Below are 26,881 nucleotides of genomic sequence, written 5' to 3'. Positions count from 1 at the left end.
TACGCCCAATAATTCCGGATAACGCTTGCACCCTACGTATTACCGCGGCTGCTGGCACGTAGTTAGCCGGTGCTTTTTCTGCAGGTACCGTCACTCTCGCTTCTTCCCTGCTAAAAGAGGTTTACAACCCGAAGGCCGTCATCCCTCACGCGGCGTTGCTGCATCAGGCTTCCGCCCATTGTGCAATATTCCCCACTGCTGCCTCCCGTAGGAGTCTGGGCCGTGTCTCAGTCCCAGTGTGGCCGGTCACCCTCTCAGGCCGGCTACCCGTCGACGCCTTGGTGAGCCATTACCTCACCAACAAGCTGATAGGCCGCGAGCCCATCCCCAACCGAAAAATCTTTCCACCCGCACACCATGCGGTGACGGGACATATCCAGTATTAGACACCGTTTCCAGCGCTTATCCCAGAGTCAGGGGCAGGTTGCTCACGTGTTACTCACCCGTTCGCCACTAATCCACCCAGCAAGCTGGGCTTCATCGTTCGACTTGCATGTGTTAAGCACGCCGCCAGCGTTCATCCTGAGCCAGGATCAAACTCTCCGTAAAAAAGAAATGCATACACAGCCGGGAAAACGACCATGCAGCGAGTTTGAAACTGACCAAAAGAGACGAACATCATTGCTGACATTCATATAAATTGATCCAAAGGAATTCTCAACCAACCCCCACAAGGGTTGGACGAGGATAATTTGGCATTTGACAAGTGCACGCTGTTGAGTTCTCAAGGATCGGACGCACCCGCACACCCACCCCAACAGGGCGAGAAGCGCAGGGCAACTTCACAATCGTATGTCTTCCCGATCAGGCAGTCAAATCCGACACGCCGAAAGGATCAAGGTGAAGACGTCCACCACCTCGTACCCGAGGCAGCCGCTCCAGCTTATCCCATCCGACGAGCTTGTCAAACCGACCAAACCCGAACCGGGAACCACGCTCCCCGGGCCAAAGACCCGCACCACGAACCGAAGTCCATCATGCTGGAGGTGGGTGATCCGCCACTTGGAGGGGAGCCAGGCCCTTCAGGCCTTCCGCTCAACCGCTTGGGGCGAACAAGTAATAAGTTACGCCGATCCCACCCAACCGGCAAATCACCACCCACCCCCGGGCGTGTCGCACCGACAACCGACCGCTCGCCCTGGTGTCACGACGAGCGGCCGGCCCCGTCTCCGGGAGAGGAGACGCCCGACCGACAGGGTGGCGGGTTCGGCTGGATCAGCCAGCGGTCTCGCAGAACCGCAGCACGTTCCCGAACGGATCCGTGACCTCGATCGTCGAGCCGCCCGGAGCGTGGCGATCGATGCCGGGGCGCAGCAGTCGGTGTGGTCGGCTGGAGATGTCCGCGTGGAAGGCTGCCGCGCTGGTGACGGGGATCCACACCACCGTGCCCGGTGTGCCGTCTCCGTGATGCTCGGATAGGTCGAGCACGGTCTGATCGCGACGAACGCGAAGGTAAAGGGGCATGCCGGGTTCGAAGCGGTGCTCCCCCTTCGATGTCGAAGCCCAGGACCGACCGGTCGACGAACCGGGAAACGTCAGAGCCCCCGCACTTCAGTGCGGGGGCTCTGTCACGATGTGGACCTAAGGGGATTCGAACCCCTGACCTCCTCGATGCGAACGAGGCGCGCTACCAACTGCGCCATAGGCCCGTGAACAGAGTTCAGGTTATCACGCGCTCAGCCGACTGCTCGCCGCGCGAGCAGCTGACGCACATGCGCTTCGATCTCGGCATCGTCCACGACACCCATGCCCGCGTACGGCGATACCTCGGCGGCGGCCGGCGTGACGGGCAGCGCGGTCGGCGCCGGCGGCGCGAGCTCTTCGGCGCGACGCCGGAGCTCGGCACGCCGAGCCGCACGCTGCCGCTCGGCCCTGGCGTCGATCTCCGCCTGTGCCGTCTGGGCGCGGGAGCCTGCGACGGTCACCATCTGCTGCGGCAGCGCGCGCGGCGTCCACACCGCGGGTCCCTGGTCGTGCAGCGGAGGGGACACGCGCTCGGTGACCGGCGCGACCACCGGACGCTCCAGACGGCGGGCATTCCGACCGGCGACCTGCGCCATGCGGATCAGCGCCGCCGTCGCGAGCGCAGCGAGAACGACTCCCCCGGCGGCGAGCATCCATCCTCCGGTCGCGACGATCTGCCAGACGCCGCCGGTGAGCATCACCAGCGCGGCGACGAGGGATGCCGTCGCGGCGAGGCGCGTGCGGCGGCGCGCACGCGCCTGACGCACCACGGGATCGCGACGGGTGGCGGCGAGCTCTTCGCGAAGGCGCTCGAGTTCGGCGTTCTCCTTCTCGGCCTGCACCCGCTTGGCGAGCCGCTGCTGGGCGAGCGCGGTGCGCGCGGTCAGCTCGAGGCGCACCTCGTCGGGGGTCTCGCTGGTCTCGGCGAGCACCCGCAGCGCCTGATTGAGCCGCACGGCGTTGCGCTCCGCCGCGTAGTACTGGTGTCGCCCGCGCCAGCTGGGCACGAAATAGAGCACCCAGAGCAGCACGGCGACGAGGACGATCACGCCCCCACTCAGCACCGGCCCATCCATGTTGACCACGGTAGCGCGCGGCCGAGCTCGGGCCCGCTCATTCCCGCGCGTGTGTCGCGCTCTTCAGCTCTGCAGCTCATCGTGCGGAGGCAGCGCCGCCCCGAAGGGCACTTCCCCGTTCACCCAGCGGGACAGCACCCCTCGGGGCACCTCCTCCTGGGTGAGGGCGAACGCGTGGTGGTCTCGCCAGTCCCCGTCGATGTGGATGTAGCGGCGCCGCATCCCCTCGTAGCGGAATCCGAGCTTCTGCACGACCCGCAGGCTCGCGCGATTCTCAGGGCGGATGCAGATCTCCATCCGATGCAGACCGAATTGGCTGAACGCGGCGTCCGTCGCCATCGCGACCGCGGTCGGAGTGATGCCTCTTCCCGCGAACCGCTCGCTGACCCAGTACCCGATGGTCGCCGAGGCGAGCGAGCCGCGCGCAACGCCCCAGATGTTCAGCTGCCCGGCCACCTCGCCGTCGTACTCCATCACGAACGGGTACCCCGCGCCGTCGCGGTGCTGCTGCAGCAGCCGGCGAATCGCCGCTCGCATGTCGAACCCGGCACTGCCCCCCGGAATCGTCGCCTCCCACGGCTGCAGCCAGGAGCGGTTCTCGAGCAGCTCGCGCTGCAGCACCCTCGCGTCGCGCGGCTTCACGAGTCGCAGGCCCACGGGTCCGTAGCTCATCGCGGGCAGGAGGTCGTTCGGCATCGTCTCTCCCCCGGTCAGAGACCGGCCGCGAACCGTTTGAGCCACGGCCGCAGCTCTTCGCCGAGGTCGTCGCGGTCGGCGGCGAGCTGCACGATCGCCTTGATGTAGTCGGCCCGATCGCCGGTGTCGTAGCGGCGTCCGCCGAAGACCACGCCGACCACGCCGGGGCCGTCGGGATCGGCGGCGAGCTCCTGCAGCGCGTCGGTCAGCTGGATCTCCCCGCCCTTCCCTGGCGCGGTGCGCTCGAGGATGTCGAAGATGGCGGCGGGCAGCACGTAGCGACCGATCACGGCCAGGTTCGAGGGAGCATCCTCCGGTGCGGGCTTCTCGACCAGTCCGCGCACCTCGACCACGCCGTCGGCATCCGTCGCCCGCGCATCGGCGGCGCCGTACAGATGGATCTGCGCGGGGTCGACCTCCATGAGGGCGATGATGGCGGCGCCGGTGCGCTCGTGGGTCGCGATCATCTCGGTCAGCAGCGGGTCGCGCTCGTCGATCAGGTCGTCGCCGAGCAGCACGGCGAAAGCACTGTCGCCGATGTGCGTGCGCGCCCGCAGCACGGCGTGCCCCAGCCCCTTCGGCTCCCCCTGCCGCACGAAGTGGATGTCGGCGAGATCACTGGACTTCATCACCCGCTCGAGGCGCCCGTGGTCGCCCTTCGCCTGCAGGCGCACCTCGAGCTCGGGCACCGAGTCGAAGTGATCCGAGATCGCGTTCTTGTTGCGGCCGATGATGACGAGGATGTCGTTGATGCCGGCGGCGACCGCCTCTTCCACCACGTACTGGATGGCCGGCTTGTCGACGACCGGGAGCATCTCCTTCGGCATCGCCTTCGTCGCCGGGAGGAACCGCGTTCCCAGGCCCGCGGCGGGGATGACCGCCTTCATGGTGCTCATGCGGTTCAGCTTAGTCGCGGGGCCCCCTTCGCCGACCGGTGGGGTGCCGTGATCACCCCCCGTAAGATCGGGGGCATGCGGAGCGAAGCAGAACAGCAGAAGCGCGCGCTGCGCGCCGAACTGCGTGAACGTCGTCAGATCCTGTCCGAGGCGCAGCGCGACGAGGCGGCCGCGGGGCTGGCCGCGCAGCTCGATGCTCTTCTCGCCGCGCACGCAGCACGATCGGTGTCCTGCTTCCTCTCGACCACGACTGAGCCGGGCACCAGGCCCTTCGTGCGCGAGGCCGTGCGCCGCGGCATCCGGGTGCTGCTTCCGATCAGCCGCGCCGACGGCCTGCTCGACTGGGCGGTCGCCGACGACTCCGACGCGGTCGGCGAGGGGCTGTTCGGACTGCCCGAGCCGACCGGCGAGGTGCTCGGGCCGATCGCCGTCAACGACGTCGACCTGATGCTCATCCCCGCCGCCGCCGTCGACCGCGACGGCACGCGTCTCGGCTGGGGACGCGGGTACTTCGACAAGACCCTCGGTTCGATGGAGCGCCGCCCGCCCGTGTACGCGGTGATCTATGATTCCGAGGTACTCGATTCGCTGCCGCGCGAAGTGCACGACCAGCCGGTCGATGGCATCGTCACCCCGACGCAGACCATCACCCTGTCGCCCGCGCGGAACTGACAGGAGCATTCCATGCCCACCTACGCCTACGCGTGCACCGCGTGCGACCACCGCTTCGACGCCGTGCAGTCCTTCTCGGAGGACTCCCTCACCCTCTGCCCGGAGTGCGGCGGAGCGCTGCGCAAGCAGTACGGGACGGTCGGGGTGACCTTCAACGGCTCGGGCTTCTATCGCACCGATTCTCGCGGAGATGCTGGTGCCCCGGCATCCGGTTCGGCATCATCGAAGACGGAATCCTCGACGAGCGCCACACCGGCGCCCGCGAAGGCCCCGGCTTCGAAGTGAGGCCGAAGCGAATGAAGGGCACGTCCATGATCCAGGGATTCAAAGAATTCATCACCAAAGGCAATGTCATCGACCTCGCGGTCGCGGTCGTGATCGGCACGGCGTTCACCGCCATCGTGAGCGCCGTCGTGTCGAGCATCATCACCCCGCTCGTCGCGCTGGTCTTCAAAGCCGATGACGCCGGCAAGTTCGGATTCACCGTCGACAACATCTACGGCGACCCGGTGACCTTCCCGATCGGCGAACTGATCTCGGCCGTGATCAGCTTCCTCGCCGTGGCGCTCGTCGTGTACTTCGTGTTCGTCGTGCCGATGAACACGTACAAGGAGCGCAAGGCCGCCAAGAACCCGGCCGTCGAAGAGGAGACGCTGCCCACCGAGCAGGAGCTGCTCATCGAGATCCGCGATCTCATGCGTCGCGACGCCGGCACACCCTGATCGCCCGCGAATACGAGAACGGTCCGCCCCTTCGGGGACGGGCCGTTCTCCGCGTCCGGCCGCGAGCTCAGTAGTGCGGCGGCACCTCGCGCAGCATGCGCTCGTCGTTCGGCCCCCGATCCCCCGGCGGCGGCGTCGAAAGCTCATCCTTCGTGTGCGGTTCCGATGTCGTGCCCTCGACGCGGGTCAGCTTCGCGCGACGCGATCCGGCGACGCGCACGATCCGCTGACGCTCCTCATCCATCGAGATCGAAGGGCTGCGTGTCGTTCTCGGCGCGCACCGCATCCTCGTCTATGCCGAGCACGGTGGCGATGCGGCGGGCGACGGTCGCCGGGTCGCTGTAGAGGTCGAACGCGTGCACGCGCACGTAGTGCCAGCCCAGCCGGCGCAGCACCTGCGGGCGCAGCCGCACGCTCTCGCGCAGCGACTCCCCGCGCATCTCGGCATCGGACTCGATGACGACCGCGCGTCCGTCGTGCTGCGCGACCAGCGGCAGCAGCCCGCGGTAGTCGACGTCGACCGAGGCGCCGAGACGGCGCAGCTCGCGGGCCAGCGCCAGGGTCAGCGGGTCGGCCAGATCCTCGAGGCGCGCATCGCGGCCGCGGGCCGCGAGCCCGCCGAGGATCGACATCAGGGTCGACGCGCCGTGCTCGAGACGCCCCTCGTCGAAACTCGACGGCCGGATGCACGACACGATGACCATCGAGCGGCGCGCCCTCGTCATCCCGACAGTGAGCAGTCGCTCGCCGTCCTGCTGGGAGAGGTCGCCGAAGTCGCTGAGCACACGGCCGTGCTTGGTGAGGCCGAAGCCCAGCGAGAAGATCACCCGGTCGCGGCTCTCCGCGACCGACTCCTCGAGCGTGAGCACGGCGAACGGCTCGGCCGTGTCGCGGCCGACGAAATCGGCCACGTCGGATCGTCCGGAGAAGGCGGATGCCACGGCCGCCCGCACCCGTTCCGCGTGCCTGCGGCTCGCGGTGATGACCATGAGGGATTCGGTCGGGCGGTGGATGGCGTGCTCGACAGCGAGGGTCACGACACGGGCGACCTCGGCATCCGGACTCTCGACCGCACCCGAATCGGGGTCGGGCGCGCCGACTCCGCCCTCGACGTAGTCGACGGTGAGGCTGCCGCGGCCGAGGTACGACCCGGCCCACGGCAGCGACACGATCTCGCCGCCGTAGAACGCGTCGTTGATGAGCTCGGCGAGGTCCTCGCCGCCCGCCCGGTAGCTGCGGGTCAGCGTCATGACCGGGAAGAGCTCTGCGAGACGCTCGAAGACCGACACGTCGTCGAAGTCGACCTCCGGCTCCCACTCGTCGTCGGGAACCGTGGCGACGAGGAACGGCGTGGGACGCTGCGTGACCGGGTCGCCGAAGGCGACGATCTGGCGTGCCCGGCGGATCGCCGGCGCCGTCTCGGCGAGGTTCACGGCCGCGGCATCCACCAGCAGCACGGCGTCGAAGTCGACCGATTCGGGGATCAGCGGCACCTCGTACGGCGATGCGATCCACACCGGTGCGAGCACGCGGGTGAGATCCGGGGCCGCCGAGACGATCTCGGCCGTCGTCGCCTCGCCCGACTTGAGCGCCTGACGAAGATGCGCGGCCTGGTCGGGCTCGTCGACGATCGCGATGCGCCACTGACTGGCCAGGTTCCAGGCCAGCAGCGGACCTGCCATCGCGGTGTGCGCCTCGTCGACGAGGCGGAAGTCGCGCTCCAGACGGTCGACGACCGCGGTGTTGGCGCCGAGCAGCGACCGGTCGTCCTGCAGGGCCCGCTCGAGCAGCGACTGCCACCAGGCGAACTCGAGCTCGGCGGAGACCCGCTCCTCGGGCACGTGCCGCACCGAGAGGTCGGAGAGCAGCGGGCGCAGACCGAGACCGGCGAGCGCGTCGCGGATCTGGGTGCGCTCGACGAGGTTGTCGAACACGGCCGACCGCGCGGCGAGGCCCGAGAGCGTGCGCACGAGACGTGCGACGGGCAGCGAGCTGAGCGGCTCGCGTCGCCCGAGCGCGCGATCCAGATCGGCGAGCTCTGCCGACACGCGCTGCCACGCGACGTGCACGTCCGAGAGCCCGAGGGGAACCTGCGGTGCGACGCCCGCCTCGACGTAGCGCTGCCACTGCGTACGCTGCTGCTGGATACGCAGCAGCGCCTCGTGCATCTCCGAGACGTGCGCGCCCGGACGGACGTACTCACGCGCGAGCTTCTTGAGCCGGCGCCGATTGGCCGACGACATGCCCGGCGCATCGCGGCGCGAGCCGTGCGCCTGGATCAGCTCGCCGAGAGGTCGTTCGAACACCGTCGGGTTGAACCGGTCGAGCGAATCCCGGATGCCCTGCAGCAGCCGCACGTACTCGCCGAGCTCGTCGACCGTGCCGAACGGCCGCATGCTCGTCTGCGCGATCAGCTCGTATCCGCGCTCGAGAAGCGACGGCACCGCTGATCCGTGCAGCCGTCCCGCCAGCTCGTGAGCCTGCTGAGCGGCTTCAGCGCTGTCGAAGCTGACGCCGTACCAGGGCGAGTCGTCGGGCCCGAAGCGGAACTCGCCCAGCTTGGCCGCGCGCGTCAGCGCCTGCGCCGCGTCGCTGCGGTCTCCGGCGAGCTTCTCGAGGGTCGCCATCGACAGTCGCGCTCCGGTCGACGGCGGCACGGGAAGTGCGGCGAGTCGAGCGAGCTCTCTGGTGGCGTCGAGAACGGATGCCCCGGTGCGCCCCACCGGTTCTCCCAGCGCCCCACGGTAATCCCGGAGCACGGTGCGCAGACGCACCAGCGCCTCGTCGAGCTCGGCGGCCTTGGGCTGCGTGGCCTTCTCGCTGCGGGCGATCGCGGTGATGAGGTCTCGACGTGCTCGGTTGGGTGAGATGGCGAGCGCGTCGAGACCGACGCCGGCGAGGCGATGACGGACGCCGTCGAGCGTCGACCTGCGGGCCGAGACGACCAGCACACGCCGGCCGGCGCGCACGAGAGCGCCCAGGGCGTTGATCACGGTCTGCGTGCCGCCGGTGCCCGGCAGCGTCGAGACGACCAGGGAGTGCCCGGCGGCGATGCGCGCGAGCACCTCCTCCTGCTCGGAGTCGGCATCGAGCAGCAGGCTCTCCGAGGCGGGGGCTCGGTCATCGGGCCCCGACGCGGCGGGCAGTTCGCGAGGAGCGGTGACCTGCTCGCGGTCGCCGACGTGTCCGCCGAGCGCATTGAGCACGGGGTGGTCGAGGTCGACCATGTCGCGCACCATGGCGTCGGCGACGTCGGCGAAGGTCGACACGACCAGGCGCGGGTTGACGGCGAACGTGTCGATCGAGCGGGTCAGCGCCCGCAGCTGATCGATCACCGGCTGCGGTTTGAAGATCCCGCCGTCGTAGGCGAGGGATGCCAGGCCGGCCGGATCGATCTCGAGCCCGAAGTGCTCGCGCGCGACGCGCACCAGCTCGGGGTTGACCTCGAAGCGGCCGTGCAGCTTCAGTTCGAAGTCGGCGTGATGACGACGGATGGCCAGCGGACGCAGCAGCACGGGGGCGGCGAACTGCGCGCCGCCGATGCGCCACCGCGCGATGCCGACCGCGAGGTGCACGGCGTCGATGCCGCGCACCGTGCGCAGCTCGGTGTTGCGCGCGGTGATGCGCTCAGCGGCCATCCGCGCGGTGCGCAGCCCGACCTCGTCGCGGAACAGGTTCGACAGCAGCGTGGAGCGTCCGGTGATGAACTGCGGGAGGCTCCCGGGGTGCGCGCGGGAGATGTCGATGACGGACTCGGGCGCATCGACGAAGCTGATCAGCGGCGACGCCCCGCCCAGGTCGGCCGCCTGCGCCCGCAGGCTGGTGCGTCGCTCCTCCGCCGCGTGCGCGATGCCGACCCCCGTCGACGAGTCGCTGAGATCGCCGAGCGTCACCGCGACCGGCTGGGTCGCGCGCTCAGCATCCTTCGCCTCTCGTCGCCACACACGGCAAGCCTAGGCGCGACCGGCGCGACCGGCGGTATTCCCGGCCGTTTCGCGACGATTCGCCTGCTCCCGCGGCATCTGTCTGCACAGTCGGTCGGCTGGTCCGGGTTGTCCACCGACATCAGGATCGCGACGCACCCGGGGTGGGACGGGAGAGCAGGATGGAGGCATGAGCTATCGCTACGACTTCGCACCCACGCCGTTCGGCGACGCCCTCGCGGTCTTCTCGGATGCCGGGATCGTCAGCTTCGACCTGTCGGAATCGGCGGATCCTCGGGTGCCGTGGCTGCTCGAGAGCGTCAGCCGACGGATCGGCGAGACGCCGGTGCCGACCCCGGGCATCGCCGACGAGCTCACGGCGGCGCTCGACGAGTACTTCGAGGGCGGTCCGGTGCGATTCGACGAGCGCTTCGCCTTCGACTGGCGTCTGGTCGACGGATTCACCCGGTCGGCGCTGCAGGCCGTGTGCGGCATCCCGTGGGGTCAGACCATGAGCTACGGGGAGGTCGCGGTGATCGCCGGCAGCCCGGGCGCCGCGCGTGCCGTCGGCACGGCATGCCGGGTGACGCCGCTGTCGGTGATCGTTCCGGTGCACCGCGTGATCCGCTCCGACGGCACCCCCGGCCATTACGGAGCGCATCCGGAGCGCAAGCGATATCTGCTGGATCTCGAGCGTGACGCGTCTGCGGCGCGGTCGTGAATCATGCCGCGCTGGGGACGCGGCGGGAGGTGATCTCCCGCGGGAGATGCCGAACGAAGCGGAGCCCGGCGTGTAGGCCGCCGGGCTCCGCTCCCGCCGCGCTGGGGACGCAGCATTCGGGTATCTCTGGGGAGAGACCTAGTGATCGACCGCCTTCTCCGCGCCGAAGCCGGTCAGCGAGCGCACCTCCATCTCGGCGGCGAGCGCACGCGATTCGGCGGTCTTCGCCGTGATCGTGCCGATCCAGCCGAGCAGGAAGCCGAGCGGGATCGAGACGATGCCCGGATTGTTCAGCGGGAAGATGACGATGTCGATCCCGGGGATCATCGCCTTGTCGTTGCCCGAGAACACCGGCGAGATCACGATGAGGCCGATGGCGGCGATCAGACCGCCGTACATGCTCCACACCGCGCCTCGGGTGTTGAAGCGCTTCCAGAACAGCGAGTAGAGGATGGTCGGCAGGTTCGCGGATGCGGCGATCGCGAACGCGAGCGCGACGAGGAAGGCGATGTTCTGCCCCTGAGCGCCGATGCCGCCGACGATCGCGAGCACTCCGATGACGATGACCGTGCGTCGCGCCACCTTGACCTCGCCGTTCGGGTCGGCCGTGCCCGTGCCGTCTTTGCCTCGCTTGATCACGTTCGAGTAGATGTCATGCGCGAACGATGCCGCTGCGGTGATCGTCAGGCCGGCGACGACCGCGAGGATGGTCGCGAACGCCACCGCCGAGATGAACCCCATCAGCAGCGGGCCGCCCAGTGCCTGAGCGAGCAGGGGTGCGGCGGAGTTCACCCCGCCGGGCGCTGCCGCGATCCGCTCGGGTCCGACGAGCGCGCCGGCCCCGTAGCCGAGCACCAGCGTCAGCAGGTAGAACCCGCCGATCAGCCAGATCGCCCAGACCACCGATCGCCGCGCCTCCTTCGCCGTGGGCACGGTGTAGAAGCGCATCAGCACGTGCGGCAGACCGGCGGTGCCGAGAACCAGTGCCATGCCGAGCGAGAGGAAGTCGAGCGGATTCGCGCCGTATTGCAGACCGGGTCCGAGGATCTTCTCCCCGTTGGGCGAATTGTCCACGGCGCTCTCGAGCAGGGTGTTCAGGCTGAAGCCGTGCAGCGCGAGGACCCACAGCGTCATCGCGAGGGCACCGGCGATGAGCAGCACCGCCTTGACGATCTGCACCCACGTCGTGCCCTTCATGCCGCCGATCAGCACGTACACGATCATGAGCACGCCCACGATCGCGATCACGAGCGACTGCCCGATCCGGTCGTCGATGCCGAGCAGCAGTGAGACCAGCCCGCCCGCACCGGACATCTGCGCGAGCAGGTAGAAGAAGCAGACGGCGAGGGTCGTGAGAGCAGCGGCCATGCGCACCGGCCGCTGCGCGAGGCGGAACGAGAGCACGTCCGCCATCGTGAACTTGCCCGTGTTGCGCATCATCTCGGCGACGAGCAGAAGCGCGACGAGCCACGCCACGAGGAATCCGATCGAGTAGAGGAATCCGTCGTAGCCGTTCAGCGCGATGGCTCCGCAGATGCCGAGGAACGACGCGGCCGACAGATAGTCGCCGGCGATGGCGAAGCCGTTCTGCGTTCCGCTGAACGATCGTCCGGCGGCGTAGTAGTCGGCGGCTGTCTTGTTGTTGCGACTCGCGCGGATCACGATGAACAGGGTGACCGCGACGAACGCGCCGAAGATCGCGATGTTCAGGACCGGGTCGTTCTGGACCGCCTCGGCGGCCAGGGGCGTCGTCGTCATGCCTTCGTCTCCGCCTTCTCGAGTTCTTCACGGATCCCGGTCGCGATCGGATCGAGGCGCCGATTGGCGAAGGACACATACGCCATCGTGATAGCGAAAGTGGTGACGAATTGGCCGAGCCCCATGAGCAGGCCGACGGTGATGTCACCCCAGACGCGCTGGCTCATGAAGTCCGTCGCGAACGCCGCCAGCAGCACGTAGACGAAATACCAGATGAGGAAGAAGCCGGCCATCGGGAAGATGAACGAGCGCTGCAGGCGCCGCAATCCCTGAAATGCGTCCGATTCCTCGACAGCGACGTAGTCGATTCCCGCAGAGGAGTCGTGGGTCGTCGGATGAGTCATGGGGCCTCCTTGCCACATGTCCGTCTTCCGCGTGAAGGAATTCACGCGGTGGTAGGGTCGACGCTACGAAACGGGCGGGCCCTGCCGTCACCCCCGAAAGTTGGTATCAGTGGAATCGGACACGCACCGGGCAGCCGCAGAGGATCCCGTTGCCGTCGGCGTGCGCGAACTCGCTCGCCGCACCCGCTTCCCGGTCGCGTTCGGCGGGCTCATCGAAGACGGCGTGGTGCGGGTCACCAGCATCGTCGGGAATCGCACCCGCAGCCTCTCCGGGCTGACCGTGCGGCCGGAGCGTGGCCTCGGCGGCCGCGCGATGATCGAGCTGCGGCCCCGGATGACGAGCAACTACCGCGCATCCCAGCAGATCACACACGATTACGACGTGTTCGTGCTGGGCGAGGGCCTGCGCACGCTGCTCGCGCTGCCGATCGTCGTCGACGGCCGCCCTCGCGGTGTGCTGTACGCCGGCGCGTGGGAGGAATCGCAGGTCGGCGGCTTCACGACAGCGCCGGCGATGAGCGTGGCGCAGAACGTCGCGAACGAACTGCGCATCCGAGACGAGGTGGCGCGGCGGATCTCCGCGCGGCCGGACCCTGCCGTGCAGGGCGCGCGGTTGGAGGACCTCCGCGAGAGCTTCGCCGAGCTGCGCAGCATCGCCGCGGCGGTGAGCGACGACAAACTCCGAGAGCGCATCGCCGCGGTGGAACGACGCCTGGTGGTGGCGTCCGCGCCCGAGCACGCTCCGACGACGGAACCGGCCGCGGCCGTGCGCCTCTCGCCGCGTGAGACGGACGTGCTCGCGTGCGCCGCACTGGGGGCGACGAATGCCGAGATCGCCGCGAAATTGGGATTGCGTGAAGGCACGGTGAAGGCGTATCTGAGCGCGGCCATGTCGAAACTCGACGCGCCCACGCGTCATGCGGCGGTCGCGCGGGCGCGACGCGCGGGCCTTCTTCCCTGACCGGTGACGATAATTCGCCCGATGAATTCATGCGAGGAATGCGCGCGCCGATTGCGCGAGCCTGATGAATTCAAATAATGTATTGTCATGGCTCGAAGAATTGTGCACCAGCTGGTCGACGATATCGATGGAACGCTTCTCGAAGTCGGCGAAGGAGAGACCGTTCATTTCGCATTGAATGGCGTCGCCTATGAGATCGATCTGACGAATTCCCATGCGGAGGAGCTGCGGGACGCGCTCGCCCCGTACATCGAGGCGGGCCGGCGCGCAGCCGGATCCACCGCGACCCGCTCCTCGTCGCCGCGACGCCGCTCGGCGGCGAACTCGGACACCGGCGCGATCCGCGAGTGGGCGAAGAAGCAGGGCATGAAGGTCTCGGAGCGCGGGCGGATCGCCGCCGACGTGCTCGAGGCGTATCACGCAGCGCACTGAACCCGCGCAGATGACGCAGGGAGCCACCCTCCGGGGCGGCTCCCTGCGTCGTCGTGCCCTCGAATCCCCATCGGGCACTCCACGCGCCGCTCGTCGAGGACGTTGCTCGCCTTGGCGGGCGTCGCGGCGCGCGGAGCCTCTCAGCCCGACGGGGCCCGCTGTCGCGGGCGGATAGACGACGCAGGGAGCCACCCTCCGGGCGGCTCCCTGCGTCGTCGTGCCCTCGACAGGATTCGAACCTGCGACCTGCCCTTTAGGAGAGGGCCGCTCTATCCGACTGAGCTACGAAGGCGCCAGACAAGTCTAGTCGCCGGCCTACGCAGCCAACGCCAGGTACCGCTCCCAGACCGGATCCCCGCGCTCGGCACCGCGTACGACCCACGTTCCGCCGTGCGGCGCGCGCGGCGCCCTCTGCAGCTGCCAGCCCATCTCCTGCGGCGTGCGATCGCTCTTGGCGTTGTTGCAGCCGAGGCAGCACGCGACGAGGTTCTCCCAGCTGTCCGCTCCCCCGCGTGATCGTGGCAGGACGTGGTCGATCGTCGATGCGGTCCTCCCGCAGTATCCGCAGCGGTGCTCGTCGCGCCGCAGCACCCCTCTGCGGGTGACCGGCTGCCGGCGGGCGGTCGGCACGCGCACGTACCGGGTGAGCAGGATGACCACGGGACGATCGAATCGACGGCATCCGGCGATGACAGGATCGTCCTCGACGCGCTCGATCACGCTGGCCTTGTCGTTCATCACGAGCACCAGGGCTCTCTTGAACGAGACCACCGTCAGCGGTTCGTATCCGGCATTCAGGACCAGTGTGCGCATCGTCGTCATCCTCTCGATCCGCCGGGATGGCTTCCCGGCACTCTCGACTCACACGACGTCGGTCGAACTGGAGGAGACGCAGATACACGAAGAGGCGCTGTCTACAGACAGCGCCTCTCACGCTCGGTCAGACCGAGATGGATCTGCGGGCGTTGCCGAAGAACCAGACGACCGAGCGCATCCATGGTGCGGATGCCCGGTATCGAGCTCATCGGCTTCCTCCCGTCCGTTCGACGACGCGTTCAGGGTAACCCATCCGCGTGAACAGCGGATGCAGTGGATCTGAACGGCGTGCCGGTCAGCCGGCGTTGGCGCGCAGCCAGCCGATGGGTTCCACGAGCGATCCGTTGACCTGGACCTCGAAGTGCAGGTGCGCGCCGTAGGAGCGGCCGGTGTTGCCGACCTTGCCGATGAACTGACCCGGCTCCACTGTCTGTCCGGCCTGAACGGCGCGGGTGCCGTTGGTCATGTGGGCGTAGAGGGTCGACACGCGCTTGCCGCCGACGACGGAGTCGATGACCACGGCGACGCCGTATCCGAAGTGGCTCTCCGACGACACGCGCACCACACCGCCGGTCGCGGCGAAGATCGGGGTGCCGGCGGGCGCGACCATGTCGGCGCCGTTGTGGCTGGCACTGAGCGTGCGGCTGACGGAGTACGAACCCTGCGGCAGCGGGTAGCGCACCGCCCCGGAGCCTGCCGAGATGAGCTGGAGGTCGGCATCGCTGATGCTGCCGCCGCGGGCGCCGGAGCTGGCGGCGACGCGGGCCGCTGCGGCAGCACGGGCCTTGGCTGCCTCTTCGGCCTTCTTCTTCTCGATCTCATCGGGAGTCGTGGCCGAGTACGTGCCGCGCTCGAGGGGAGCGGTCGTGGCCTCGGATGCGACCACGAGGGACTGCGCATCGTCGAAAGCCATCTGCTGCAGCGTGGTGGCCGCGCTCGGCGTGGTCTTGGTGGATGCCAGAGCGGGAAGCGCGACACCGGCGACCAGGGCGCCCACGGCACCCAGGATGGCGACGGTGCGCATGGGCCTGACGCTCGAGCGCGCGCCACGAGGTGCTCGCCGAGGTGAGGGCTTCGGGGTGCCCGCAGGCTCGGTCGGGACGATTTCTTCAGCCAAAAGGGATTCCTCCTGCGCCTCCGCGCTTCGGGTAGCGCAGGCTCGTCAGCAATGTCGTTATATCGGGCACGTATGTCACACGGCACGTTGTGCGAACTCTTCGCGAAGACGACGAGCCAGGGAGGCGATCTTCGCGATTTCGTCATCGGCGGGCTTCTTCTCCGACGACTTCACCGAGGTTACCGGAAGATAACGATTCTGTCACCCTGTGAACCTGGCAATCCGCCCCACCCACCGCAGAACGCGGTCTGATCAGGCATTCTCGCCCACGAGGAAGATGTGCGAAGCCAACTCGACGGGAAGCTCGAGGCCCGCATCGCTGCCCTCCATCTGGATGAGCACGTACCCCTCGCTGTAGCGATAGTCGCCGCTCGCGCCGGGAACCACACCTGCGTCCCGCAGCTGCTCGAGCAGCTCGGGACTGACCTGCGCCGGCTCGGCGAGACGGCGCACTGTTCCCGTGATGGGGCCGCCGGCGGCATCCAGCTTCTTCACGAGACCCACCACGCCGGACTCGAAAGCCGGCGTCTCGACGTCGCCGAGCTGATCAAGTCCGGGAATGGGGTTGCCGTACGGCGACTCGGTCGGGTGCCCGAGCAGCTCGACGAGACGACGCTCGACCTGCTCGCTCATGACGTGCTCCCAGCGGCAGGCCTCTTCGTGCACGTACGCCCAGTCGAGGCCGATCACGTCGGAGAGCAGTCGCTCGGCCAGACGATGCTTGCGCATCACGTGCACCGCCTTGCTGCGGCCGGCGTCGGTGAGCTCGAGACGGCGGTCCTCGGACACGACGACGAGCCCGTCGCGCTCCATCCGACCCACGGTCTGCGACACCGTGGGGCCGGAGTGGCCCAGGCGCTCGGAGATCCGCGCACGAAGCGGCACGATGTTCTCTTCTTCGAGCTCGAGAATGGTGCGCAGGTACATCTCGGTCGTGTCGATCAGGTCGGTCATTCGTGGCCTCCGAAGTTCTTAGGCAAGCCTACCTTCCCGGTCGACGCCGGGACCGTCACAGGGCGCGGCCCCGGCAGCGCCCGCCTCTACAATCGACCCATGTCGATCGAGATCCCCCGCGAACTCCTGCCCGCCGACGGACGCTTCGGCTGCGGCCCCTCGAAAGTGCGCACCGCTCAGGTGGACGCCCTCGCCGCGGCCGGCGTCAGCCTGCTCGGCACGTCGCACCGCCAGGCGCCGGTCAAGAACCTGGTCGGCAGCGTGCGCGAGCGACTCGCCGCGCTGTTCCGCCTGCCGGAGGGCTACGAGATCATCCTCGGCAACGGCGGGTCGACCGCGTTCTGGGATGCCGCCGCCTTCGGTCTCATCGAGCAGCGCAGCCAGAATCTCGTGTTCGGGGAGTTCGGCGGCAAGTTCGCCAAGGCGGCAGCGGCGCCCTGGCTCGAGGCGCCGGACGTGCGCACGGCCGACGCGGGGTCGCTCACTCTGCCCGAGATCGTGGAGGGAGTCGACGTGTACGCCTGGCCGCACAACGAGACGTCGACGGGCGTCGCGGCTCCCGTGCAGCGAGTCGGCGCCGACGGGGCGCTCACCGTGATCGACGCGACCAGCGCGGCCGGCGGCATCGACTTCGACGTCGCTCAGGCCGATGTCTACTACTTCGCCCCGCAGAAGAACCTCGGATCCGACGGCGGACTGTGGTTCGCGGCGGTGTCGCCGGCCGCGATCGACCGGATCGAGCGCATCGCCGCGTCCGGACGGTACATCCCCGAGTTCCTCAGCCTGAAGAACGCGGTCGACAACTCGCGGCTCAACCAGACGCTGAACACGCCGGCTCTCGCCACGCTGCACCTGCTCGACAGCCAGCTCGAGTGGATCCTCGCCGGCGGCGGTCTCACCTGGGCGGCTGCGCGCACCGCGGAGTCGTCCGGGCTTCTCTACGACTGGGCCGCCGCGTCGGACGTCGCCACCGCGTTCGTCAGCGATCCCGCCCACCGCTCACCCGTCGTCGCCACGATCGACTTCGATGAGAGCGTCGATGCGGCGGCGGTCGCGAAGACACTGCGCGCGAACGGCATCGTCGACACGGAGCCGTACCGCAAGCTCGGCCGCAATCAGCTGCGCGTGGCGACGTTCGTGTCGATCGACCCCGATGACGTGCGCCAGCTGATCCGCTCGATCGAGCACGTGCTCGCCCACCAGGGCTGAGACCCACGCGTCCCCGCCGAGGACACCCCACCGCGACGACGCCCCCTCTGATCGCAGCGGATCGGAGGGGGGCGTCTGTCGTCGGAGGGGGCGTCGGCGTTCGTCACGACGCGCGTCGGTCACTCGGACTCGTCGTGGTCCTCATCATCGGCGGACTCGTCATCGGCGGACTCGTCATCGTCGGACTCGTCATCGTCGGACTCGTCATCGTCGGACTCGTCATCGTCGGACTCGTCATCGTCCGTCTCGTCATCGTCGGACTCGTCGAGTTCATCGATGTCGACGCCGTCGACATCGCCGGCGTGCAGCCGAGGCGAGACATCCTCATCGGAGTGGTCGTCGTCCTCGTGGTCGTCGTCCTCGTCGGAGTCGTCGTCCTCATCCGCGTCAGCCTCCGCCGGGGCGTCCGCGGCCTGCGCGGCGAGCTCGGCCTGGTGCGCGCGGTACTCCGCGAGGCGCTCCGCCCACGGCACCCAGTCCGGCGCGAGCAGCGCGCCGTCGCCTGGCATCAGCTCGACCTCGAGCACCGTCGGCTCGGATCCGTCGACCTGCGCGACGGTGACCGTCCAGAACCACCCCGGGTATCCGGGGAGGCGATTCTCGAAGCGCAGCGAGACCGCGCCGCCCTCCTCGACCGCGTGCCCCGTTGCGGGCCCCACGGTCGTCGGAGGGGTGATCTCGTGCAGCGCGGCGAGCGCGAGATCACGCGTGCTCTCGGCGAGCTGGTCAGGCGTCGAGGTCATCAGCGACCTTGCGAAGGACAGCGGCCACCGTGCGGCTCCGGGTCGCCGAGGGGTAACGACCGCGGCGCAGGTCTGCGCCCATCTCGTCGAGCATCCGCACCAGATCCTCCACGATCACGGCCATGTCGTCGGCGGGCTTGCGCGCGGCCTTGGCCAGGCTGGGCGGGGCGTCGAGCACGCGCACCGACAGCGCCTGCGGGCCGCGGCGGCCATCCGCCAGGCCGAACTCGACGCGTGCGTTCTTCTTCACCGAGACGCCTGCAGGAAGGGCGGAGGCGTGCAGAAAGACGTCCTGGCCGTCATCGGATGCGATGAAGCCGAACCCCTTCTCTTCGTCGTAGAACCTGACCTTGCCGGTGGGCATGGGCGAACCTCACTGAAACACGGAACGGAGATGTCGCGCGGCGGCGCGACCCCTCCAGCCTACCCGCCCCCTCATGCCGCCAGGCGCTACGCTGAGGGCGATGAGCAAGCACGACGACACCAGCGCGCCGCAGACCGGGCGGCTCGAACGATTCCTCGCCTTCACCGCGCTCGTCCTGGCCGCCGTGTCGGTCATCTCCTTCTTCTCGATCATCATCGGCACCGCCGTGGGGATGGATCAGGCGGCCTTCGCGCAGGGCGCCTGGCCCATCGTGGCCGGACTGCCGCTGTTCGGCCTGCCGATCGCCTTCCTCATGATCATCACGCTGCTCGTGCTCAGCTGGGCTCGCAGGGGACGCGCAGGCTCCGGATCCTGACCATGACCGCACACGCCCGCCCGCTGGCTGACCAGCTCGCCTCGGCGAGCGACGCGCAGCTGGAGCGGGTGCTGCGTGAGCGGGCCGTGCGGCCCGACGTCGGCTGGACCGACTTCTTCGACGCCGCGGAGGCGCTTCTCGAGCCCGCGTCGATCGAGCGCGCCCTGGCGCGGCTGACCCGCGCCGAGGCGCGCGCGCTGCGTGCCGCCGCACCGGACGACCGCGTGCGACTCGACGACGTCGCGCTCGGGCTGCTCGACGCCGACGGCCGGATGCTGCCGCCGGTGCGAGCACTCGTGCAGGAGCAGCCCGAGATCCCGGATGCCGCCGAGGCGCGCTCCGCGCCGGCATCCGACGCCGACTCCGCCCAAGCGGCCGAGCGCGCCTTCGCGACCATCGGCGGGCTGGCCGAGCTGCTGCTGGCAGCCCGCACCGCGCCCCTCGCCCTGGTGGCGACCGGGGCGCTGAGCGCGACCGAGAAGCGCCGGCTGCTCGATGACGGCGACCTCGACGAGTTGCGTGATCTCGCCGAGCTGGCCGGTCTCGCCCGTCAGGTCGATCGCGAGCTGCGGCTCACTGCAGACGCCGAGCGATGGCTGAAGGCCTCCTTCCCCGATCGCTGGGTGCACGTGGTCTCGCGTTTCGCGGACTCGCTGCCCTCCGGCATCCGGACCTCCGCAGCGGCCGACTGGCCGCAGCTGCACCCCTGGGACCGGCACTGGCCCGCCCGAGCAGCGCACCTGCGGAGCCTTGCCGGGCGGATCGGGCTGCTGGCGGGCGGACCCAACGGCACGTGGACGGTGCCGCCGTGGGGCGCCGCGCTCGGCACCGATGCGCCCTTCGACAGCTCCGCCCTGCAGTCGCTGCTGCCCACCGAGGTGGACCGCATCTTCCTGCAGAACGACCTCAGCGCCATCGCGCCGGGCCCGCTGCAGCCCGCGCTGGACAACCGTCTGCGCACCATGACGGAGCACGACCCTGCGCAGGCCTCGTCCTACCGCTTCACCGCCGAGTCGGTGTCGCGCGCGTTCGTCGAGGGAGACACCGCCGAGGGCATGCTGGCGTTCCTCCGGGAGATCTCACTGACCGGCGTTCCGCAGCCGCTCGAGTACCTCGTCGCCCAGACCGCGGCGAGACACGGTCTGGTGCGCGTGCGTCCGGATGCCGACGGCGGCACCGTCGTGACGAGCGCCGACGCGCATCTGCTCGAGGCGATGGAGATCGACCGGAACCTGCGTCCGCTCGGCCTGATCCGGGAGCACGACGGGCTGGTCTCGCGGGTCGGCGCCGAGGCCGTCGCCTGGGCGCTGACGGATGCCCGCTACCCCGCCACCCTCGTCGACCGCGACGGTCGCAGCATCGCCGCGGGGCGTGTGCGGCTCGCGGACGCGAGCGCCCGGGACGACAGCGGATACGCCGCGCTGATCGCCCGGCTCCGCTCGCACCAGGGCCCGGATGCCGATGCCGCCTGGCTCGACCGCGAGCTCGAGGCAGCAGTGCGGGCGAAGGCCGTCGTGGTCGTCGAAGTCGCGATGCCGGACGGATCGCGACGCGAGCTCACGCTCGAGGCCTCGGGCCTCGGCGGCGGGCGCCTGCGCGGACGGGATCGGGCTGCGGACGTCGAGCGCACGCTGCCTGTTCGCAGCATCGTGTCGGTGCGGACGCCGTCGAGCTGACCGCTCAAGAGCATCGTGTCGGTGCGGACACCGTCGAGCTGACCGGGGTCGGACCCGCAGTGCCCGTGCCCGGTAGACTGGTCTGCTATGTCTGATGGCCCCCTGATCGTCCAGAGCGACCGCACCGTGCTGCTCGAGGTCGCGCACGCCGACGCCGAATCCGCGCGGCACGAGCTGGCGATCTTCGCCGAGCTGGAGCGCGCCCCCGAGCACATCCACACCTACCGCATCACGCGGCTGGGGCTGTGGAACGCGCGCGCTGCCGGGCACACCGCCGACGACATGCTCGAGACGCTCGATCGCTGGTCGCGCTTCCCGGTGCCGCCGTCGGTGGCCGTCGACCTGCGCGAGACGGTGGGCCGCTACGGCCGGCTCGTGATCGAACGCGACGACGAGGGCCTGCTGGTGCTGCGCTCGACTGATCCCGCCGTGCTCGCCCAGGTGGCGAACAACAAGCGCATCCAGCCGCTGCTCATCGGGCATCCCTCCTCCGACAGCTACGTCGTCGACGCGTGGGCGCGCGGCCAGATCAAGCAGGAGCTGCTGAAGATCGGCTGGCCGGCCGAGGACCTCGCCGGCTACACCCCGGGAACCCCGCACGAGATCGATCTCGACGAGGACGGCTGGTCGATGCGTCCCTACCAGCGTCAGGCGGTCGACGCCTTCGCGAAGGACGGCTCGGGCGTGGTCGTGCTGCCGTGCGGTGCGGGCAAGACGATCGTCGGCGCGGGCGCGATGGCCGCCACCCGGACGACGACCCTGATCCTGGTGACCAACACCGTCTCGGCGCGGCAGTGGCGCGACGAGCTGCTCAAGCGCACCTCGCTGACCCCCGAGGAGATCGGCGAGTACTCCGGCCAGGCGAAAGAGGTCAAGCCGGTCACGATCGCGACCTACCAGATCCTCACCGCGAAGCGGAAGGGCCAGTACGCGCACCTCTCACTGCTCGACGAGATGGACTGGGGTCTCATCGTCTACGACGAGGTGCACCTGCTTCCGGCTCCCGTGTTCAAGCTGACCGCCGACCTGCAGGCGCGCCGCCGCATCGGACTCACCGCGACACTCGTGCGCGAGGACGGCCGCGAGGGCGACGTGTTCAGCCTGATCGGACCCAAGCGCTTCGACGCACCGTGGAAGCAGATCGAGGCGCAGGGATTCATCTCGCCCGCCGCCTGCTACGAGGTGCGGGTCGACCTGCCGCCGAGCGACCGGCTCGAGTACGCCGCCGCGACCGATGACGAGCGCTACCGGCTCGCGGCATCCGCCCCGGCGAAGATCACAGCGGTGCGCGAGCTGATCGCGAAGCACCCCGGCGAGCGCATCCTGGTCATCGGGCAGTACCTCGATCAGCTCGAGAGCCTCTCGCAGGCACTGAACGCCCCGCAGATCACGGGCGCGACCCCTGTCGACGAGCGCGAAGAGCTGTACCGGCAGTTCCGCGAGGGCGAGATCTCGCTTCTCGTGGTGTCGAAGGTCGCGAACTTCTCGATCGACCTGCCCGAGGCGTCGGTCGCCATCCAGGTGTCGGGCTCGTTCGGGTCGCGCCAGGAGGAGGCGCAGCGGCTGGGCCGGCTGCTGCGACCCAAGCAGTCGAACCACACCGCGAGCTTCTACACCCTCATCGCGCGCGACACGATCGACCAGGACTACGCGCAGAACCGTCAGCGCTTCCTCGCCGAGCAGGGGTACAGCTACACGATCATGGATGCCGTGGACCTGGCCGCCTGAGCCAGGAGCCCGACGTCACCCGGCCTCTTCGCCCGGCCCCACACCGCAGCGCCAGCACGGGGCGGCGACGTCGTCGAGCAGGGCACCGCACTCGGGGCAGACCTGCGAGAGCCAGCAGGCTCTGTCACCGCGTTCGTCCTCGCCGCTGTCGACCATGTGACCGAGGCTACTCCGCCCTCTCGGGCTCTCGCCCGCGGGCGAACCAGTCGAGGCAGAGCCCGGCGACGGCATCCGGTACGTCGTCGACGACGAAGTGCGCGGCGCCGTCGACGAAGGCGAGGTCGAAGCGATCGGCGTACCGATCCTGTCCGCGGCAGATGCGGCGCACTGTGGGCTCGGCGAACGGACCGTCCTGACGGCCGAACACCGCAAGCGTCGGCGGGTGCAGCCGCTGCCTCTTGTAGTGCCCGCTCGCGAGGCGCATCACCTCGGGAATGATCATGCCGCGGTAGAGCGCACGCACCGCGGCGTCGAATCCGGGGCGCGTCTGCACACGCAGATAGCCGTCCACGACGTCGTCCGTCATCGGCTTCGCCGCGTAGTCGGGCCCGAACAGCCACGCGAGCGATCGCCCCGGCCGGTGCCTCAGCAACGCGGGCATGTGCTTGAAGGCGGGAAGGAGCTTCGGGCTGAAGGTCATGAACCCCGGCGGCACCGCGAACTGCACGGCGGTGCGCACCCGCTCGGGGTGGGTGTACGAGAGCTGACCGGCGACGACGGCACCGAGGTCGTGACTCACGACGTGTGCGCTCTCGATGTGGAGGGCATCGAGTATCGCGATGAGATCCGCGCGCATCGCGGTGCGACGGATCTCGGGATCGACGGCCTCCGTCCAGCCGGAGCCGCGCAGATCGGGGCAGATCACGCGGTACCCGTGAGAGGCGAGCTGCGGCGCGACGTGCCGCCATTCCCACCAGTGCTGCGGAAATCCGTGCAGCATCAGTACGGGCTCCCCGTCGCCGATGACGGCGACGTGGCTGCGCAGTCCGGGAGTCTCCATGACGAGGTGCTCGAAGCCCGGCGCCGGCGGGAGCTGCGGCGTCCACTCCCGCACGAGCGCTGCCTTCGACGATGACGGTACATCCATGACGAGCCTCCCAGTCGCTCCAGCGGGTCGTCATCGACCCTGCGGTCAGATTACTACGTTCGTAGTAGTTTGTCACTATGGAAGTAGTACCGAATAAGCTCGACGAGTGAGCAGCACCCGACGACGCGCGCAGGATGCGGCGGTCGATCTCATCGGCGCCGAGGGCATCCGCGCGCTCACACACGGCCGGGTCGACGCCGCGGCGTCACTTCCCGCCGGCTCCACGTCGAACCACTTCCGCACCCGGGCTGCCCTCCTCGCCGGCGTGATCGAGGGGATGGCTGCCGCAGAACGGGCGGATGCCGGGGCCGCGGCGATCCACTCCCGCGACGGCCTCGTGGACGCCCTCAGCCGGATGATCCAGGTGCAGTCGGGGCCGCTCGCCGGTCGCACCCGCGCGCGATACGCCCTGTTCCTCGAAGCGGATGCCGCCGCCGCCCAGCCGCTGCGGGAGCAGCGGCTGGGCATGGAGGCGTGGATCCGCGGCATCCTGCTCGAACTCGGCGGTCCGCCGGCGGCCGCTCGCGCGGCTTTCCTGATGGCTGCCTGCGACGGGCTGCTCCTGCACCGGATCACCGTCGATCCCGGTGCGCCGATCACGGAGGTCGTCGCCGTCGCAGTGGACGCGGCCCTGGCATCCTGACTCCCGCGCCGCACGCAATCAGCCACCGCAGGGCCGCAGTCACCATAATGGGGTCATGACTGATGCGCGAATCCTGGTCGTCGACGACGAGCCGAACATCCGCGACCTGCTCTCCCGGGGTCTCAGCTTCGCCGGGTTCACGGTGCGGACCGTGGCGAACGGAGCTGCCACCATATCCGCCGTCCTCGAGGAAGAGCCCGACCTCATCATCCTCGACGTGATGCTCCCCGACATGAACGGGTTCAGCGTGACCAAGCGACTGCGCGGCGCGGGCTTCACCGCGCCGATCCTCTTCCTCACGGCCAAGGACGACACGCAGGACAAGATCGAGGGCTTGAACTCGGGTGGCGACGACTACGTCACCAAGCCGTTCGCGCTGGATGAGATCGTCGCTCGCGCCCAGGCGATCCTGCGCCGCACGATGCAGACCGACGAGGAGTCGCTGATCCGCGCGGGCGAGCTGTCGATGGACCAGGACACCCACGACGTCTTCGTCGGCAAGGTGCCGATCGAGCTCAGCCCCACCGAGTTCAAGCTGCTGAAGTACCTCATGCTCAACCCGAACCGGGTGCTGTCGAAGGCGCAGATCCTCGACCACGTGTGGGAATACGACTTCAACGGCGACGCGGGCATCGTCGAGAGCTACATCTCGTACCTGCGTCGCAAGATCGACCCGCACACCGAGGAGTCGGTGATCCAGACCAAGCGCGGCTTCGGCTACATGCTCAAGGTCGGCAAGTCCGCGTAGCGGATCCCGAGCCGAGGCGGTCATGGCAGGCGAGCCCGACTCCGTCACCCTGTGGTGGCGGCGCATCAGCCTGCGCGCCAAGGTCACCGGCGTCACCGTGGCCGTGCTCGCCCTCGGCCTGATGATCGCCGGCATCGGCACGGTGCCGATCCTGCGCGGGGCGATGATCAACAACATCGACGCGCAGCTGCCGGCCCTCGCCACCACGGGTCAGGCCGAGCGCTTCTTCGACGTGTCGGCCGACGGTGGCCGGCTCGTCTTCGAACCGGCCGAGATCGCACCGCGCCCCACCGAGTTCATGGTCGCGTTCTACACGGCGGGCGGCGAGTTCGTCGCGGAGGCGGGCGGTCAGGCATCCGGCTCCCGCCCCGAGTTCCCCGCCGCGTTCACGCTGCAGGAGGCCGTCAGCCAGGGCGATCAGGTGATCACCCTGAACGGCGACGACGGCGAGACCTACAGTGCGGTCGCCTCGGCGCAGTCGGCCCAGGATCCGCAGGGTCTCACCTATGTGCAGATCGTCGCGCTGCCGCTCGACGAGGCCGACCGCATCGTGGCCACCTACGTCGCCGTGTACACCACGGTCGCCCTGGTCACCATCCTGCTGGCAGCACTCCTCACCCGGGGGCTCGTGACCCTGACCTTCCGCCGGCTCGGGCAGGTCGAGTCGACGGCCATGGCGATCGCCGCCGGGGACTTCAGTCAGCGCCTCACCGATCTCGAGCCGACCACCGAGGTGGGCCGGCTGAACTCGGCCATCAACACCATGCTGGACCGTGTCGACCGCTCTCTCGCGCAGCGCGATCGCACTGTGCAGAACATGCGGCGCTTCATCGGCGACGCGAGTCACGAGCTGCGCACTCCGCTGGTGAGCGTGCGCGGCTACGCCGAGCTGTACCGGATGGGTGCGATCACCGGCGAGGAGGACACCGCGCGCGCGATGGAGCGCATCGAGAAGGAGGCGATCCGCATGGGCGTGCTCGTCGAGGACCTGCTCGCGCTCGCCCGACTCGACGAGGAGCGATCCCGCGAGCTGCAGATCCAGCCCCTCGACCTGCGCCCGATCGCGCGGGATGCGGCGCTCGATCTGCGGGTGGCGGCGCCCGGACGCACGATCACCGTCGTCGACACCACCGCCGACGTGCACGAGACTCCCCGGCTGCACGGCAAGACGCCGAGCGGCGACCCGCTCCCCGAGCCGTCGCGCTCGGCGGCCACCCGTCCCGTGAATCCGCTGGCCCGCCTGCGTCGACGCCCCCGGCCCGCCGCACCGGTTCCCGCCATCGACTTCACCGAGGCGACGGATGCCCCGGTGCGCACGCCCCCGATCGTCCTCGGAGAGGACAACAAGGTGCGCCAGGTGATCACGAATCTGCTCGGCAACGCGCGCCGGTTCTCCCCCGGCGACAGTCCGATCGAGATCGTCGTGGGAGCCGACCGCCGACGAGGCGTGGGTACCATCTCGATCGTCGACCACGGCGAGGGGATCCCTCCGCAGATCCGCGAGCAGATCTTCGAGCGCTTCTGGCGCGCCGACACCTCGCGTGCGAGGGAGACGGGCGGCTCGGGCCTGGGGCTCGCGATCGTCGCATCCATCGTCGAGTCGCTGCACGGCGCGGTCTCGGTCGAGGAGACGCCGGGTGGCGGTGCGACGTTCATCGTCGCCCTGCCGCTGGCGCCGGCGCAGTCCACTCCCGCGCACCTGCTGGAGGAGACGCAGCCGATCGAGCGACTGGACCGCTGAGCGTCGACTGACTC

The 26,881-nt window shown here is 69.2% G+C and carries 28 protein-coding genes, 2 tRNA genes and 1 rRNA gene; 13 read left to right on the top strand and 18 right to left on the bottom strand.

Translation table 11 applies throughout. From position 1 onward, the window contains the following. From ACWIDW_RS08640 to galU, 6 genes are all read right to left on the bottom strand, one after another. Window positions 1–549, bottom strand: a 16S ribosomal RNA gene (locus tag ACWIDW_RS08640); the annotation flags it as partial. Between the two features lie 666 nt (window positions 550–1,215). Then, window positions 1,216–1,464 (bottom strand): glyoxalase superfamily protein, encoded by a 249-nt coding sequence (locus ACWIDW_RS08635; protein ID WP_454124483.1) that lies wholly within the window; start codon window positions 1,462–1,464, stop codon window positions 1,216–1,218. 112 nt (window positions 1,465–1,576) lie between these two features. Further along, a tRNA-Ala gene (locus tag ACWIDW_RS08630) sits at window positions 1,577–1,649 on the bottom strand. 27 nt (window positions 1,650–1,676) lie between these two features. After that, window positions 1,677–2,540 carry a hypothetical protein gene (locus ACWIDW_RS08625; RefSeq protein WP_454124481.1) on the bottom strand — a complete coding sequence of 288 codons (864 nt, stop codon included), beginning with the start codon at window positions 2,538–2,540 and terminating at the stop codon, window positions 1,677–1,679. A 63-nt stretch (window positions 2,541–2,603) separates the two neighbouring features. Continuing rightward, window positions 2,604–3,212: a GNAT family N-acetyltransferase gene (locus tag ACWIDW_RS08620; protein ID WP_454124520.1), complete on the bottom strand. Its 609-nt coding sequence runs from the start codon at window positions 3,210–3,212 to the stop codon at window positions 2,604–2,606. Between the two features lie 38 nt (window positions 3,213–3,250). Beyond that, window positions 3,251–4,123, bottom strand: coding sequence for a UTP--glucose-1-phosphate uridylyltransferase GalU (gene galU / locus ACWIDW_RS08615; protein WP_454124518.1), 873 nt, complete (start codon window positions 4,121–4,123; stop codon window positions 3,251–3,253). Between the two features lie 84 nt (window positions 4,124–4,207). Between galU and ACWIDW_RS08610 the strand changes: the two genes are divergently transcribed. The 3 genes from ACWIDW_RS08610 to mscL are packed head-to-tail and all read left to right on the top strand — an operon-like array spanning window position 4,208 to window position 5,526. After that, complete coding sequence (locus ACWIDW_RS08610; protein ID WP_454124479.1) at window positions 4,208–4,804, top strand: 5-formyltetrahydrofolate cyclo-ligase; 597 nt, start codon at window positions 4,208–4,210, stop codon at window positions 4,802–4,804. Between the two features lie 12 nt (window positions 4,805–4,816). Then, window positions 4,817–5,089, top strand: coding sequence for an FmdB family zinc ribbon protein (locus tag ACWIDW_RS08605; RefSeq protein ID WP_454124477.1), 273 nt, complete (start codon window positions 4,817–4,819; stop codon window positions 5,087–5,089). Between the two features lie 26 nt (window positions 5,090–5,115). Beyond that, window positions 5,116–5,526 carry a large conductance mechanosensitive channel protein MscL gene (mscL, locus tag ACWIDW_RS08600; protein ID WP_454124517.1) on the top strand — a complete coding sequence of 137 codons (411 nt, stop codon included), beginning with the start codon at window positions 5,116–5,118 and terminating at the stop codon, window positions 5,524–5,526. Between the two features lie 67 nt (window positions 5,527–5,593). Here mscL and ACWIDW_RS08595 read toward each other — a convergent pair whose 3' ends face one another. Beyond that, on the bottom strand, window positions 5,594–5,770 hold the full coding sequence (locus ACWIDW_RS08595; protein ID WP_454124475.1) for a hypothetical protein: 177 nt from the start codon (window positions 5,768–5,770) through the stop codon (window positions 5,594–5,596). After that, entirely contained in the window at window positions 5,763–9,470 is a 3,708-nt protein-coding gene (locus ACWIDW_RS08590; RefSeq protein WP_454124473.1) for an AAA family ATPase, read from the bottom strand. Before ACWIDW_RS08590 ends, ACWIDW_RS08595 begins: the two co-directional genes overlap by 8 nt. A 169-nt stretch (window positions 9,471–9,639) precedes the next feature. Here ACWIDW_RS08590 and ACWIDW_RS08585 point away from each other — a divergent pair, with 169 nt between their 5' ends. Beyond that, window positions 9,640–10,170 carry a methylated-DNA--[protein]-cysteine S-methyltransferase gene (locus ACWIDW_RS08585; RefSeq protein ID WP_454124471.1) on the top strand — a complete coding sequence of 177 codons (531 nt, stop codon included), beginning with the start codon at window positions 9,640–9,642 and terminating at the stop codon, window positions 10,168–10,170. Window positions 10,171–10,308: 138 nt separating this feature from the next. Here the strand turns inward: ACWIDW_RS08585 and ACWIDW_RS08580 are convergent, their stop codons facing one another. Together ACWIDW_RS08580 and ACWIDW_RS08575 are read right to left on the bottom strand one after the other, a co-directional pair. Further along, window positions 10,309–11,928: a solute symporter family protein gene (locus tag ACWIDW_RS08580; protein WP_454124469.1), complete on the bottom strand. Its 1,620-nt coding sequence runs from the start codon at window positions 11,926–11,928 to the stop codon at window positions 10,309–10,311. Further along, on the bottom strand, window positions 11,925–12,272 hold the full coding sequence (locus tag ACWIDW_RS08575) for a DUF485 domain-containing protein (protein WP_454124515.1): 348 nt from the start codon (window positions 12,270–12,272) through the stop codon (window positions 11,925–11,927). The genes ACWIDW_RS08580 and ACWIDW_RS08575 overlap by 4 nt, the downstream gene beginning before the upstream one ends. Before the next feature lie 109 nt (window positions 12,273–12,381). Between ACWIDW_RS08575 and ACWIDW_RS08570 the strand changes: the two genes are divergently transcribed. Together ACWIDW_RS08570 and ACWIDW_RS08565 are read left to right on the top strand one after the other, a co-directional pair. After that, complete coding sequence (locus ACWIDW_RS08570) at window positions 12,382–13,233, top strand: LuxR C-terminal-related transcriptional regulator (RefSeq protein ID WP_454124467.1); 852 nt, start codon at window positions 12,382–12,384, stop codon at window positions 13,231–13,233. 87 nt (window positions 13,234–13,320) lie between these two features. Then, on the top strand, window positions 13,321–13,665 hold the full coding sequence (locus tag ACWIDW_RS08565; RefSeq protein WP_454124465.1) for a histone-like nucleoid-structuring protein Lsr2: 345 nt from the start codon (window positions 13,321–13,323) through the stop codon (window positions 13,663–13,665). A 218-nt stretch (window positions 13,666–13,883) separates the two neighbouring features. Here the strand turns inward: ACWIDW_RS08565 and ACWIDW_RS08560 are convergent. From ACWIDW_RS08560 to ACWIDW_RS08545, 4 genes are all read right to left on the bottom strand, one after another. Continuing rightward, window positions 13,884–13,957: transfer RNA gene (locus ACWIDW_RS08560), tRNA-Arg, on the bottom strand. 23 nt (window positions 13,958–13,980) lie between these two features. Beyond that, window positions 13,981–14,478, bottom strand: a complete 498-nt coding sequence (locus ACWIDW_RS08555) for an HNH endonuclease (RefSeq protein WP_454124463.1) — start codon at window positions 14,476–14,478, stop codon at window positions 13,981–13,983. 298 nt (window positions 14,479–14,776) lie between these two features. Beyond that, window positions 14,777–15,505, bottom strand: a complete 729-nt coding sequence (locus ACWIDW_RS08550) for a M23 family metallopeptidase (RefSeq protein WP_313356295.1) — start codon at window positions 15,503–15,505, stop codon at window positions 14,777–14,779. A 345-nt stretch (window positions 15,506–15,850) separates the two neighbouring features. Continuing rightward, on the bottom strand, window positions 15,851–16,552 hold the full coding sequence (locus ACWIDW_RS08545; RefSeq protein WP_454124461.1) for a metal-dependent transcriptional regulator: 702 nt from the start codon (window positions 16,550–16,552) through the stop codon (window positions 15,851–15,853). A 99-nt stretch (window positions 16,553–16,651) separates the two neighbouring features. Here ACWIDW_RS08545 and serC point away from each other — a divergent pair, with 99 nt between their 5' ends. After that, window positions 16,652–17,761, top strand: a complete 1,110-nt coding sequence (gene serC / locus ACWIDW_RS08540) for a phosphoserine transaminase (protein ID WP_454124460.1) — start codon at window positions 16,652–16,654, stop codon at window positions 17,759–17,761. Between the two features lie 119 nt (window positions 17,762–17,880). Here the strand turns inward: serC and ACWIDW_RS08535 are convergent, their stop codons facing one another. After that, entirely contained in the window at window positions 17,881–18,504 is a 624-nt protein-coding gene (locus tag ACWIDW_RS08535) for a DUF3027 domain-containing protein (RefSeq protein WP_454124458.1), read from the bottom strand. Continuing rightward, window positions 18,488–18,868: a cold-shock protein gene (locus tag ACWIDW_RS08530; RefSeq protein WP_454124457.1), complete on the bottom strand. Its 381-nt coding sequence runs from the start codon at window positions 18,866–18,868 to the stop codon at window positions 18,488–18,490. The genes ACWIDW_RS08535 and ACWIDW_RS08530 overlap by 17 nt, the downstream gene beginning before the upstream one ends. 100 nt (window positions 18,869–18,968) lie before the next feature. On the opposite strand from ACWIDW_RS08530, the gene ACWIDW_RS08525 reads away from it, so the two are divergent. From ACWIDW_RS08525 to ACWIDW_RS08515, 3 genes are all read left to right on the top strand, one after another. Then, window positions 18,969–19,244 (top strand): multidrug ABC transporter ATPase, encoded by a 276-nt coding sequence (locus ACWIDW_RS08525; RefSeq protein ID WP_454124455.1) that lies wholly within the window; start codon window positions 18,969–18,971, stop codon window positions 19,242–19,244. A gap of 2 nt (window positions 19,245–19,246) precedes the next feature. Further along, window positions 19,247–20,920 carry a helicase-associated domain-containing protein gene (locus ACWIDW_RS08520; protein WP_454124453.1) on the top strand — a complete coding sequence of 558 codons (1,674 nt, stop codon included), beginning with the start codon at window positions 19,247–19,249 and terminating at the stop codon, window positions 20,918–20,920. Between the two features lie 87 nt (window positions 20,921–21,007). Next, window positions 21,008–22,648 carry a DNA repair helicase XPB gene (locus tag ACWIDW_RS08515; RefSeq protein ID WP_454124451.1) on the top strand — a complete coding sequence of 547 codons (1,641 nt, stop codon included), beginning with the start codon at window positions 21,008–21,010 and terminating at the stop codon, window positions 22,646–22,648. A gap of 15 nt (window positions 22,649–22,663) precedes the next feature. Here the strand turns inward: ACWIDW_RS08515 and ACWIDW_RS08510 are convergent, their stop codons facing one another. Beyond that, window positions 22,664–22,804, bottom strand: coding sequence for a hypothetical protein (locus ACWIDW_RS08510; protein WP_454124449.1), 141 nt, complete (start codon window positions 22,802–22,804; stop codon window positions 22,664–22,666). Window positions 22,805–22,814: 10 nt separating this feature from the next. Beyond that, window positions 22,815–23,735, bottom strand: coding sequence for an alpha/beta fold hydrolase (locus ACWIDW_RS08505; protein WP_454124448.1), 921 nt, complete (start codon window positions 23,733–23,735; stop codon window positions 22,815–22,817). 106 nt (window positions 23,736–23,841) lie between these two features. On the opposite strand from ACWIDW_RS08505, the gene ACWIDW_RS08500 reads away from it, so the two are divergent. From ACWIDW_RS08500 to ACWIDW_RS08490, 3 genes are read left to right on the top strand one after another with little or no spacing between them, the layout of a single operon-like run. Continuing rightward, on the top strand, window positions 23,842–24,378 hold the full coding sequence (locus ACWIDW_RS08500; protein ID WP_454124446.1) for a TetR/AcrR family transcriptional regulator: 537 nt from the start codon (window positions 23,842–23,844) through the stop codon (window positions 24,376–24,378). Window positions 24,379–24,433: 55 nt separating this feature from the next. After that, complete coding sequence (locus ACWIDW_RS08495) at window positions 24,434–25,126, top strand: response regulator transcription factor (RefSeq protein ID WP_071640566.1); 693 nt, start codon at window positions 24,434–24,436, stop codon at window positions 25,124–25,126. 22 nt (window positions 25,127–25,148) lie between these two features. Next, window positions 25,149–26,867 (top strand): sensor histidine kinase, encoded by a 1,719-nt coding sequence (locus tag ACWIDW_RS08490; RefSeq protein ID WP_454124444.1) that lies wholly within the window; start codon window positions 25,149–25,151, stop codon window positions 26,865–26,867. The last annotated feature ends 14 nt before the right edge of the window (window positions 26,868–26,881 follow it).

Source organism: Microbacterium sp. NPDC055312 (assembly GCF_053645675.1).
This window is presented reverse-complemented; position numbering and strand designations above follow the sequence as displayed.